General features: G+C 62.0%; 12 protein-coding genes and 1 pseudogene. 7 read left to right on the top strand and 6 right to left on the bottom strand.

Going from position 1 to position 11,805, the window contains the following annotated elements:
* The first annotated feature begins 28 nt into the window (after positions 1-28).
* From pth to htpX, 6 genes are all read left to right on the top strand, one after another.
* The gene (gene pth, locus HIR79_RS07490) at positions 29-616 is read left to right on the top strand and encodes an aminoacyl-tRNA hydrolase (protein ID WP_169957850.1); all 588 of its coding nucleotides are present in this window, start codon (positions 29-31) and stop codon (positions 614-616) included.
* 74 nt (positions 617-690) lie between these two features.
* Positions 691-1,782, top strand: a complete 1,092-nt coding sequence (gene ychF, locus HIR79_RS07485) for a redox-regulated ATPase YchF (RefSeq protein ID WP_169957849.1) — start codon at positions 691-693, stop codon at positions 1,780-1,782.
* A 159-nt stretch (positions 1,783-1,941) separates the two neighbouring features.
* Positions 1,942-2,343 carry a peptide-methionine (R)-S-oxide reductase MsrB gene (gene msrB, locus HIR79_RS07480; RefSeq protein WP_169957848.1) on the top strand — a complete coding sequence of 134 codons (402 nt, stop codon included), beginning with the start codon at positions 1,942-1,944 and terminating at the stop codon, positions 2,341-2,343.
* A gap of 94 nt (positions 2,344-2,437) precedes the next feature.
* On the top strand, positions 2,438-3,406 hold the full coding sequence (gene ylqF / locus HIR79_RS07475) for a ribosome biogenesis GTPase YlqF (RefSeq protein WP_169957847.1): 969 nt from the start codon (positions 2,438-2,440) through the stop codon (positions 3,404-3,406).
* Between the two features lie 42 nt (positions 3,407-3,448).
* Positions 3,449-4,678 carry a pyridoxal phosphate-dependent aminotransferase gene (locus HIR79_RS07470; RefSeq protein ID WP_169957846.1) on the top strand — a complete coding sequence of 410 codons (1,230 nt, stop codon included), beginning with the start codon at positions 3,449-3,451 and terminating at the stop codon, positions 4,676-4,678.
* 138 nt (positions 4,679-4,816) lie between these two features.
* A complete protein-coding gene (gene htpX, locus HIR79_RS07465) occupies positions 4,817-5,719 on the top strand; it encodes a protease HtpX (RefSeq protein ID WP_169957845.1) in 903 nt (300 codons plus the stop codon).
* Between the two features lie 134 nt (positions 5,720-5,853).
* On the opposite strand, the gene HIR79_RS18465 is transcribed toward htpX, so the two are convergent.
* The 5 genes and pseudogenes from HIR79_RS18465 to HIR79_RS18810 form a co-directional block, all read right to left on the bottom strand.
* On the bottom strand, positions 5,854-6,312 hold the full coding sequence (locus HIR79_RS18465) for a hypothetical protein (RefSeq protein WP_249322280.1): 459 nt from the start codon (positions 6,310-6,312) through the stop codon (positions 5,854-5,856).
* Positions 6,293-6,868: an O-methyltransferase gene (locus HIR79_RS07455; protein WP_169957844.1), complete on the bottom strand. Its 576-nt coding sequence runs from the start codon at positions 6,866-6,868 to the stop codon at positions 6,293-6,295. The genes HIR79_RS18465 and HIR79_RS07455 overlap by 20 nt, the downstream gene beginning before the upstream one ends.
* A gap of 334 nt (positions 6,869-7,202) precedes the next feature.
* Positions 7,203-8,207, bottom strand: a pseudogene (locus tag HIR79_RS07450) (IS91 family transposase); the annotation flags it as partial.
* Positions 8,208-8,229: 22 nt separating this feature from the next.
* Complete coding sequence (locus tag HIR79_RS07445; RefSeq protein WP_169957843.1) at positions 8,230-8,961, bottom strand: ISAs1 family transposase; 732 nt, start codon at positions 8,959-8,961, stop codon at positions 8,230-8,232.
* A gap of 10 nt (positions 8,962-8,971) precedes the next feature.
* On the bottom strand, positions 8,972-9,316 hold the full coding sequence (locus tag HIR79_RS18810) for a group II intron maturase-specific domain-containing protein (RefSeq protein ID WP_169957842.1): 345 nt from the start codon (positions 9,314-9,316) through the stop codon (positions 8,972-8,974).
* A 3-nt stretch (positions 9,317-9,319) separates the two neighbouring features.
* On the opposite strand from HIR79_RS18810, the gene HIR79_RS07435 reads away from it, so the two are divergent.
* Positions 9,320-10,576 carry an ISL3 family transposase gene (locus HIR79_RS07435; protein WP_169957841.1) on the top strand — a complete coding sequence of 419 codons (1,257 nt, stop codon included), beginning with the start codon at positions 9,320-9,322 and terminating at the stop codon, positions 10,574-10,576.
* Here the strand turns inward: HIR79_RS07435 and ltrA are convergent.
* The gene (gene ltrA, locus HIR79_RS07430) at positions 10,509-11,609 is read right to left on the bottom strand and encodes a group II intron reverse transcriptase/maturase (RefSeq protein WP_211620982.1); all 1,101 of its coding nucleotides are present in this window, start codon (positions 11,607-11,609) and stop codon (positions 10,509-10,511) included. The genes HIR79_RS07435 and ltrA overlap by 68 nt on opposite strands.
* Positions 11,610-11,805: the final 196 nt, after the last annotated feature.

Here is an 11,805-nt window from a genome sequence, read left to right as displayed (position 1 = left end):
CGCTTGATTTTTTTTGGAGACAACCGCCATGAGTCAGGTCAGAGCGATCATCGGGCTGGGCAACCCCGGCGCCGACTATGAGGCCACCCGCCACAATGCCGGCGCCTGGCTGGTGGAGGCGGTGGCCCGCCGCGCAGGGACCGAGCTGCGCCCCGACCGCAAGTTCCTCGGGCTTCATGCCCGGGTGCAGTTCGAGGGCCACGACCTCCACCTGCTCAACCCGACGACCTTCATGAACCGCAGCGGTGGCGCCGTGGCGGCCCTCTGCCAGTTCTACAAGATCGCCCCGGACGAGCTGCTGGTGGCCCACGACGAGCTGGACATCCCCCCCGGCACCGCCCGCTACAAGACCGGCGGCGGCCACGGCGGCCACAACGGGCTGCGCGACATCATCAGCGCCCTGGGCAACGAGCGCGGCTTCCACCGCCTGCGCATCGGCATCGGCCATCCGGGCGATGCGAAACAGGTGACCCACTTCGTGCTGGGGCGCCCCGGCAAGGCCGAGCATGGCGCCATCGAGGCGGCCATCGACGAGTGCCTGGCCACCCTGCCCCAGGCGCTGGCCGGGGACTGGGTCAAGGCCATGAACCGGCTGCACAGTTTCAAGAGCGCCTAACGTTTCAAACGCGCTTCGCCCGCGTAGAATAGACGCCACCTTCCAATCGCGAACACGCTTTCCAGGACGATCCCATGGGTTTCAACTGCGGTATCGTCGGCCTGCCCAACGTCGGCAAGTCGACCCTCTTCAACGCCCTCACCAAGTCCGGCATCGACGCCGAGAACTTCCCCTTCTGCACCATCGAGCCCAACGTCGGCATCGTGCCGATGCCCGACCCGCGCCTCGACCGGCTCGCCGAGATCGTCAAGCCGCAGAAGGTGATGCCCACCACCATGGAGTTCGTCGACATCGCCGGGCTGGTGGCGGGGGCCTCCAAGGGCGAGGGGCTCGGCAACAAGTTCCTGGCCAACATCCGCGAGACCCAGGCCATCGCCCACGTGGTGCGCTGCTTCGACAACGACAACGTCATTCATGTCGCCAACCAGGTGGACCCGCGGGCGGACATCGAGATCATCAACATGGAGCTGGCGCTGGCCGACCTCGACACCGTGGAGCGCGCCATCCAGCGCCTGGTGCGCGTGGCCAAGGGCGGCGACAAGGAGGCCATCGCCACCAAGGCGATCCTCGAGCGCATCCAGCCCCACCTGGCCGAGGGCCTGCCGCTGAGAAGCTTCGGCCTCGACGAGGACGAGAAGAAGCAGCTCAAGGGCTTCGGCTTCCTGACCCTGAAGCCCACCATGTACATCGCCAACGTCAACGAGGACGGCTTCGAGGCCAACCCCTATCTGGACGTGGTCCGCGAGATCGCCGAGGCCGAAGGCGCCGTGGTGGTGCCGGTGTGCAACCAGCTCGAGGCGGAGATCGCCGAGCTCGATGACGAGGAGCGCGCCATGTTCCTCGACGAGATGGGCATGGAGGAGCCGGGCCTCGACCGGGTGATCCGCGCCGGCTACGCCCTGCTCGGCCTGCAGACCTACTTCACCGCCGGGGTGAAGGAGGTACGCGCCTGGACCGTCAAGGTGGGCGCCACCGCCCCCGAGGCCGCCGGCGTGATCCACACCGACTTCCAGAAGGGCTTCATCCGCGCCGAGGTCATCGCCTACGACGACTTCGTGAGCCTCGGCGGCGAGCAGGGCGCCAAGGACGCCGGCAAGTGGCGCCTGGAAGGCAAGGAGTACATCGTCCAGGACGGCGACGTGATCCACTTCCGCTTCAATGTATAGGCCCGCGGTCTAGGTCCGCGGTTCCTCCTGAGCGCTCGCCCCGGCGAGCGCTCAGCGTTGAGCCGGCGTGATACCCGAGCGGCCGTTGCCGGTCACATTCCTGCCGCGGGGTGCCACAATGAGAGGACCTCACAGGCCCCGACGACGAGGAGAGAGGCTATGCGAACCAAGATCGAGAAGAGCGAGGCCGAGTGGCGCCAGCAGCTGACCCCCGAGCAGTACCGGGTCACCCGCCAGCAGGGCACCGAGCCCCCCTTCAGCGGCAACTACCGGGTCAGCGACGAGCACGGCATCTACCACTGCGTCTGCTGTAACGCCCCGCTGTTCGAGAACGAGCACAAGTTCGACGCCGGCTGCGGCTGGCCGAGCTTCGATCGCCCGCTCGGCCGGCACAGCGTCGAGGAGCACAACGACACCTCCCACGGCATGCTGCGCACCGAGGTGACCTGCGCCCACTGCGATGCCCACCTGGGGCACGTCTTTCCCGACGGCCCGCCGGACACCACCGGCCTGCGCTACTGCATCAACTCGGTGGCCATCGACTTCCACGCCGGGGAGTAGCGCCCCGGCGAGTCGCCGTCCACCTCATCCTGCCGCGGCCGCCCATCTGGTAAGATGGGCGGCCGTTCTTTTGGCTGACCCAAGTGAGGCCCCCATGCTCGGCTGGTACCCGGGACACATGCACAAGGCAAGGCGCCAGATCACCGAGGCGCTGCCGGAGATCGACGTGGTGATCGAGGTCCTCGACGCCCGCCTGCCCTACTCCAGCGCCAACCCCATGCTCGCCCAGCTGACCCGTCACAAGCCGGTGCTGAAGCTGCTGTCGCGGGCCGACCTGGCCGACCCGGCGCGCACCAAGGAGTGGGTCGCCTACTTCGACGCCCAGCCCGACATGCGCGCGCTCGCCGTCACCACCACCAACGCCCGGGAGCTCAAGCGCATCCCCAGGCTCTGCCACGAGCTGGCAGGACAGGTGCGTGCCGACCGCGACGTGCGGGTGATGGTGATGGGCATTCCCAACGTCGGCAAGTCGACCCTGATCAACGGCCTGGCCGGCAGGAGCATCGCCAAGACCGGCAACGAGCCCGCGGTCACCAAGCGCCAGCAGAAGGTGCGCATCGGCGGGCGCGTCGCCATCATCGACACCCCCGGGGTGCTGTGGCCCAAGATCGAGGACCAGGCCAGCGCCTATCGGCTGGCCGCCAGCGGCGCCATCCGCGATACCGCCATCGACTATGTCGACGTGGCGGTGGTCACCGCCGCCGAACTGGCGCGCCGCTACCCCGAGGCGCTCACCGCGCGCTACAGGCTCAAGGCGCTGCCGGCCTACACGGCCAACCCCGAGGCCGAGCGGGTCGAGGCCGACGGCCCGGCGCGCGTGGACCTGCTGGCGCTGGCCGGCTTCGATGGCCACGCCATCCTGGCCGAGATCGCCAGCCGCCGCGGCGGCCTGCGCCCCGGCGGCGAGGTGGACCTGCACCGCGGCGCCGAGGTGCTGCTCCACGAGCTTCGCGACGGCAAGCTCGGCCGCCTTACCCTGGAGACCCCGGCGGATATTCCCCCCGAGCCCGTGGAAGAACCGGCCTGCGCCGAGGATGACGCCGGCCCCGACCACACCGCATAATCCCCTTTCGCCCGCCGCCCTGGACACTGGACACCGAACGACATGGACACCACCCCGATCCGGAAATCGCACAAGCTGCACAACGTCTGCTACGACATCCGCGGCCCGGTGCTCGACCACGCCAAGCGGCTGGAAGAGGAAGGCCAGCGCATCCTCAAGCTCAATATCGGCAACCCCGCCCCGTTCGGCTTCGAGGCGCCGGAGGAGATCCTCCAGGACGTGATGCGCAACCTGCCCACCGCCCAGGGCTACTGCGACTCCAAGGGGCTCTACTCGGCGCGCAAGGCGATCATGCAGGAGTGCCAGCGCAAGAACATACCCAATGTCGGCATCGAGGACATCTACGTCGGCAACGGCGTCTCCGAGCTGATCGTGATGGCCATGCAGGCGCTGCTCAACGACGGTGACGAGGTGCTGATCCCGGCGCCGGACTACCCGCTGTGGACCGCCGCCGCCAACCTCTCCGGAGGGCGCGCCGTGCACTACCTGTGCGACGAGCAGGCCGACTGGGCGCCGGATCTCGACGATATCCGCAGCAAGGTGGCCAGCCACACCCGGGCCATCGTGATCATCAACCCCAACAACCCCACCGGCGCCGTCTATCCGCCGGAGGTGGTGCGCGAGCTCCTGGAGATCGCCCGCCAGCACGACCTGGTGGTCTTCTCCGACGAGATCTACGACAAGATCCTCTACGACGACGTCGAGCACGTCTCCACCGGCGCCCTGGCCGAAGAGGACCAGCTGGTGGTGACCATGAACGGCCTCTCCAAGAGCTATCGCTGCGCCGGCTTCCGCTCCGGCTGGATGATCCTCTCCGGCAACCTCGCCAAGCAGCGAGCCGCCGACTTCATCCAGGGGCTGACCATGCTCGCCTCCATGCGCCTGTGTGCCAACGTGCCGGCCCAGCACGCCATCCAGACGGCGCTGGGCGGCTACCAGTCGATCAACGACCTGATCCTGCCCGGCGGGCGCCTGCTGGCCCAGCGTGACATCACCCATGAGAGGCTCAACGCCATCCCCGGGGTGAGCTGCGTCAAGCCCAAGGGAGCTCTCTACGCCTTCCCCCGGCTCGACCCCAAGGTCTTCAACATCCGCGACGACCAGCAGCTGGTGCTCGACCTGCTGCTGCAGGAGAAGATCCTGCTGGTCCAGGGCACCGCCTTCAACTGGCCGGAGCCGGACCACGTGCGCATCGTCACCCTGCCCTGGGCCGACCAGCTCGGCGACGCCCTGGAGCGCTTCGAGCGCTTCCTGTCGCGCTATCGCCAGTAGTGGCGCAGGCCCGGCGCCCGCGGCGCTTGAAACCCGCGGGCTCCGGACGTATCTAAGCCAAAGCTTCTGAACGCCGCGCCCCCGCGCGGCACCTCACTTCGGATCCCCTTTCCCTCGATAACCATTGGAGACTGCACCATGATGAGAATCCTGCTCTTTCTGGGCACCAACCTGGGCGTCATCATCGTCGCCAGCATCACCCTGCGGCTGCTGGGGGTGGAAGGCTATCTGCGCGGCCAGGGCATCAACTTCAACAGCCTGCTGATCTTCTGCTTCATCGTCGGCATGGCAGGCTCGATGATCTCGCTGTTCATCTCCAAGTGGATGGCCAAGCGCAGCACCGGCACCGTGATCATCGAGACGCCAAGCAACGCCACCGAGAAGTGGCTGCTCGACACCGTGGAAGAGCTCTCCCGGGAGGCCGGCATCAAGACGCCCGAGGTGGGCATCTTCCCCGCCCAGCAGTCCAACGCCTTCGCCACCGGCTGGAACCGCAATGACGCCCTGGTGGCGGTCTCCGCGGGCCTGCTCAACCGCATGCGCCCCGAGGAGGTGCGCGCGGTGCTGGCCCACGAGATCGGCCACGTGGCCAACGGTGACATGGTGACCCTGGCGCTGATCCAGGGGGTGGTGAACACCTTCGTGATGTTCTTCGCCCGGGTGGTCGCCCACCTGGTGGACCAGTTCCTCAAGAGCCGCAGCGACGGCGCGGGGCTCGGCTTCATGGGCTACTTCGCGGTGGTGATCGTCGCCGAGATCGTCTTCGGCATCATCGCCTCGGCCATCGTCGCCTGGTTCTCGCGCTTCCGCGAGTACCGCGCCGACGCCGCCGGCGCCAAGCTCGCCGGCTCCGGCGCCATGATCAACGCCCTGGCCCGCCTCAAGGCGGAGACCGAGATGCCCGACCAGATGCCGGACACCCTGCGCGCCATGGCCATCACCAAGGGCCAGACCCGCTCGCTGATGGAGCGGATGTTTGCCAGCCACCCCCCACTGGATGACCGCATCCGCGCGCTGAAGGAATCCGCCTACCGTCAGTAACGGCGATCAGCCATTCCGACGGCCAGAATGCAGAGGGCCCGCCATTGGCGGGCCCTCTTGCGTTGCAGCGTCTGTCATCACCGGTGGCAAATCCGCAGCGAAGCGTAAGTTTTGGCATCCGGCGCATGCCCTGGTTATGCTTGAAACTCGATATTCACAGCCGACTCGTCTCCACAATGAATGAATATCTTGCCTTTAGCTGAGCCTGCAGATTGAAACTGGAACCAACCACGGCCAGAGTTCTCGCGGCCATCGTCATTGCCGGACCACGAGAATTCGACGCGCGCTCCATCATCAGTAACGCGATAATCGATTTGCCCCTCGACTGCGCCGAACATGAAGAAACCAAGGCCGTCTTTATCGAACTGAAAATACCCGGGCTCGATAAGATCAACAAAATCTTGATCCCACATCTCCATCCACTTGATTCGCCATTTTCCCACAATATTAATCAATTTACCTCCTGAAGAAACGCCAAGCTCACGCGAACGAGAGCGACGGCCGGTTTTGTGTAAAATTGAGCGCAGCGAAACACAAAAACGGACTAGCATTCGTGTCGCGTGCAGCGCCTTGTTATGCACTCTTGCAAGCAACAAATTCTCCTTTGCCAATCGGCACAGTTACAGTAGTAAACTCGCCTGTATTTTTTAGGAAGCGGATAAACTCCTCCATTTCTGAGGCATGAGATACAGCGTTGTCACAGATAAGCAGCCCCCCTGGGCGAACTCGCGCGATGACATGACGAGCAAACTCAATGTACTTTGAACGATCGGCGTCAAGGAAAATCAAATCAAACTGCACGCCGTCTTTGCTCAAATAGTCAGAGGCGTCACCTTGCACGACTGTTATCTTGTGGTCGAGTTTTGCCCGCTTGAAATTTTGGGATGCCTGCTCAATTTTATGTGGGGAGACTTCCAGAGTAGTTACATGTCCATCCGCTGGTAGCGCAGATGCTAACCACAAGGTTGAGTAGCCATTGGATGTCCCGACCTCTAGGGCCTGTCGCACTGCACTGGCTTTAATGAGCACTGCCAAAAACTCCCCGGTATCCCTCGTAATGTTGAGATACTTGAGCTCCTTCTGCTTTACCGTCGCGTCGTTCTCTTCCCCTAGCTGCTCAAGCTCTCCCAGAAGCTCTCTCAAGTCCATGGTAAATACTCCTTATGCATAACTGTTCAGCATTTATACGCCGTGCGGAGCATGGCGTATAAATGCCTGTTGGACTAAGCCGCCCATCAGGCTGCTCTGCAGCTTCTATAGGGTATTGTATTCTTCGGAGTGCGGCCTGGGGCATCCGGTCGCGCAGATACAGACCTGTGGTGACGCGTTCGAGCCGTGATGTTGACCATGATCACCGTTCCCTCTGAGGCCAATTTGCCCCAATGTAGCGCGCCTGCTCGCCAACATCCATCACCGAGACGAGCGCCGCCGCAACCCGCGAGCGGGCCGGATAGTCGAGTCCGTTGTGGGTTATGGCGTTACTTCATGCTCGATAACGTTGCTCCCTGTGGTTCGGTGGTCGGCCACATGTGGGTCTGCGCGGGGCGAGGGTCCCGATCACCCGCAGTGTCGGTTGCCGGCAGTGCGGGCAGGTGTAGGTCGGCTCCGGGTCACTGGCGGCAGAATCGGCATCCGGCGTCACCTCAGCGACTGCCAGCGCTTGGCGGATCTGTGCCAGGCGTCGTCGCCGGCAACGATTGGCCAGAAAGCCGTAGTGACGGACCCGCATCAGCCCCTTGGGTAGGACGTGGAGCAGGAAGCGGCGCACGAACTCCTCCCCATCGAGGACGAGCTGTTTCCGCCGATCACAGTCGCGGTAGTCCTTGTAGCGCAGGGTCACCTGGCGGTCGTCCACCGCGAGGATGCGGGCGTTGCTGATAGCGATCCGTCGCGTGTAGCGCGCCAGGTAGCGCACCACCGTGTCGGTGTGTTCGAGACAGTCCTTGCTGTAAACCACCCACTCGGTGGCCATCAAGGCGTTGAGCTGGTCATCGACGTCACCGGGCCGGGTGACTCGGTGGAGTTCGCCAGCCGTGGCGGCCTGACGCAACCCACTGACCAAGTGCCCGCGAAAGTGGCGCGACAGGGCTCGGACCGGGAACAGATAATGGCTGCGAGCCCCATGCCAGCCGCCATCGTCGCCCAGCGCACCGCCCGGGACCAGGCAATGCAGGTGCACGTGCTGGCTCAGGTTCTGGCCCCAAGTGTGAAGCACGGCGCTCATGCCCATCTCGCCGCCGAGACGCTTGGGATCGCGACCGAAGGATCTGAGGGTGTGCCAGGCACTCTGGAACAGCAGCCGGTAAATCACCTCGGGGTGAAGCTGGACCCAGCCGTTGAGGCTGTGCGGCAGGGTGAACACGACGTGGTAGTAGCGCACCGGCAGGATGTTCGCCTGCTGACGCTCGGCCCACTGATGCATGGCGCGGCCTTGGCACTGCGGGCAGTGGCGATCGCGACAGCCAAAGTAGTGCGGCTGGGTGTGGTCCAGGGAAAACGCATGAAAACCGTCACACCGCGAGAATGTCGGCCAGATAGGTCTCATCCAGCGCGGCTTTCTTCTGCTTCCGTCGGATTCCGCCCTTGAAACACGTCTCACCTTTCAGGTAATTCAGCGCGATATGTCGGACCCTGGCGAGGTTTTCTGCCGCCTGGCCTCGATGGATTTTGCAGGCATCCTCGCGGAGCGCCACATCCAGCGACCAGTGGAGTTTATTCTCGACAAACCAATGCTGGCGGGCCGCTTCGGCGAGCTTCTTGGCGCTCAGCTCAGCAGAGCTGATGTAGTAGCGGATCATCGGGGCTTCTGGCACCTCATCGCCTTCCTGGCGGAAACTCATCACCACGCCCACCGTTTTCAGGCCTGGCCATTCATAGCTAAGCTCCTGAAATTCTTCAGCAACCTTGCTGACAATATGGTATCTGGTCTCTTGCCGGCCTCGGTTCTTCTCGTCCGTGACATAGGCATCCCCTTCGAAATTGACCACCTTGGCCATGGGAAACGCCGCCTCGAAGGCATCCGCCAGGGCTGGCTGATTTTCCTTCACCGACAGCAGGTAATCGGCGCCCTTCTGCAGCACCTGAGTGGCGATCTTCTTTTGGCACCCCATGGCATCGATCGTCACCAGGCAACCTTGCAGATTGAGAAGCTTGAGTAGCTCGGGAATCGCCGTAAGGTGAGTAGACCGCAGGAACCTCCCCTGCAGCCTCTCGCAGAACGGAACGTGAACCTCTCGATTCATTCCGCTCCCATCAAGCAAACGCTCTTGCAGATCCAAATCGCCAATGGGCGAATAATCTGGGACATCTCACTGAGAGTCTATCAAACAACTCTACTGTTCGACGTTTGTGCCTCTTGAGCGTCTTGAATTTCCTTCTTGCCCAACGCACTAGAGCTTTATTCAGGTGTCGGAATACCGGATCAAGTGCTGATCGGCGATAATATCCATAGTAGCCTATCCAACCTTGCACAATAGGGTTCAACCATCGCGCCAACTCTTCTAGGCTATAGTGACTTTTCTGGGCTCTTCGTCGTTGGGTGTGGAATTCGCCCCCTGAGCTGGGCCAGGATATGACCTCCACGACGACAGGAGGCATGGCATGGACGGCACCCAGATTCTGACCCTCGGCCTGGGCCTGGAAGCGCCCTGGATCCTCAAGGACCAGCACCTGGATACCTCCGTATCGCCCCACCGGTTGGACCTCTACGTCGAGGCCGAGCGCGGCAGCCTCTACCCCTGCCCTGAGTGCGGTGAGGCCTGTCCGGCTCACGACTTCTCCAACAAGACCTGGCGGCATCTGAACTTCTTCCAGCATCACTGCCACCTGCACGCCCGCGTGCCCCGCACCAAGTGCCCGGAGCATGGCGTCAAGCGCATCGAGGTGCCCTGGGCCCGGCCAGGCAGCGACTTCACCCTGTTGTTCGAGCAAGCCGCCATGTCGCTGGTCAAGGAAATGCCGGTACTGGCCGTCTCCCGGCAGCTGGAGATCTCCGACAAGCGGCTGTGGCGCATCGTGCACCACTACGTCGGCCGCATGCTGGGGGAACTGGATTTGAGCAATGTGGCCACCGTCGGCGTCGATGAAACCGCATCCCGACGCGGCCAGCGCTACGTCACTGTGTTCCTCGACATGCAGCGCAAGCAGGAGCCGGTGATCTTCGCCGTCCCAGGCCACGGCAAGGACACCATCAAGGCCTTCAGCGCCTTCCTGGCGGCCCATGGCGGCGATCCGGACAACGTGGTCGAGGTCGTCTGCGACATGTCACAAGCCTTCCTCAGCGGCGTGGCCGAGCACCTTCCCAAGGCCGAGGTTACGGTCGACTGGTTCCATATCGTGCAGACCTTCACTAAGCGGCTGGACGAAGTGCGCAAGAAGGAGCGCCGGGAGCAGGGGCACCCCAAGTCGCTGCGCTGGGCTCTGCTGAAGAGCTTGGAAAACGAGAACCTGACGCCCAAGCAGCTGGCGGCGCTCCAGGAACTGGTGGCCGACCAGAGCGCCACGTCCGATGCCTGGGTGATCAAGGAGAAGCTGCGCTGGATCCAGAAGGCCCCGACGCCGCGAGCGGCTCGGTGGCGTATCACGAACTACCTCAAGGTCATGAAGGCGGCGGTCTCGGAGAAGCCTCTCCTGAAGCCGATGGGGAAGGCCCTGGCGACGCTGGAGCGGCACGCCGACGCGGTAGTCAGGCGGTGGATCTCGGGACTGACCAACGCACGACTGGAAGGGATGAACGGCTTGTTCCAGGCGGCTCGGTCACGCGCACGCGGCTACCGGAACGAGGCCAACTTCATCGCCATGATCTACCTGATTGGCAGCCCGGTGGGCCGCCTGTTCGATCAGGCCAAATCCACATGAAACGACGAAGAACCCTTTTCTGCCTTACTTTCAGCTCTTTGATTTTCCGTCTCATCGCCTTCATCGCTGGCAAGCTCACTGCTGGAGTAAAGCTAATAAAAAAGCTATTATCTGAACTATTTTTACACCTCCTTTGCCTGAAGGTGTACCCTAGAAAGTCAAAGCTTATACAAGGATGTAATTCCTTACGTTTTCCATCCTTGCAATATACCAACTTTGTCTTTTCTGGGTGAAGTTCAAGACCACAGCCCTCAAACCTCTGCTTTATTTCTCTGTGCAGCACTTCAGCGTCGCCTTTGGTGTTGGCATGCACCAGACCATCATCCGCATATCGACACCACGGGTTGTCAGGAAACTGCTTTTGCATCCACTTATCAAATACATAGTGCAAGAACAAATTCGCCAACAGTGGACTGACAATGCCACCCTGTGGCGTTCCCTGACTACGCTTGATGATGTTGCCATCCTCCTGCTGCAATGGTGCAATTAACCATCGCTTGATATAGAAGGTGATCCAACTGAAACCTTGCCCATGAGTACGCTCACCAATAGAGACGTGCTTCTCAACGGCTTTCATCAGCAGGTCATGTCGTATGTTGTCAAATAGTCCCTTGATGTCAAACTCTAGAACCCAGTCATATTTCCAACAACGCTTTCGAGTCACACCGATGGCTTGGATCGCAGACTTAGTCGGTCTGTAGCCATAGGAGTCTTCAAGGAAATACGGCTCTATCATTTTCTCAAGCCGTTCTTTGATCACCATTTGTGCGACACGGTCACCGACGGTAGGTATACCCAGTGTCCTCACGCCACCTGACTTCTTCGGTATGTTTACCGCCTTCACCGGTGGAGGGAAATAGGTACCCGATGACAGTCTATTCCATATCTTGTACAGGTTATTCTTGAGATCTTTCTCGAAATCCTCAAGAGTTACATCATCAACACCCGCACCGCCTCGATTTTCTTTCACTTTTTCGAAGGCGGCTTGCACCTCCCATTTTGAGATTGCAAATGGTTTTGCCTGCGCATGCATCCTCCTCCTATCACTGTATGACAGTTGAGACGCCTGTTCAGGCTGCTTGACGCAACCCCTTCGCTCCACACTCATTACAAGCGCTTCCTCACTACTACGAGTTGCTCCGCCCCAGTATCATGCATCGGTACTCTCAGGCTTATCATTTCAGTGATTTGCCTTTCTCCCTTAACATCATGATGACTGGTTCCCGTGG

The sequence above is a fragment of the Halomonas sp. PGE1 genome (assembly GCF_013000985.1).
GTDB lineage: Bacteria > Pseudomonadota > Gammaproteobacteria > Pseudomonadales > Halomonadaceae > Halomonas > Halomonas alkalicola.
Note: the sequence above shows the minus strand (reverse complement) of the source record. Positions and strands in the feature narration are given on the sequence as shown.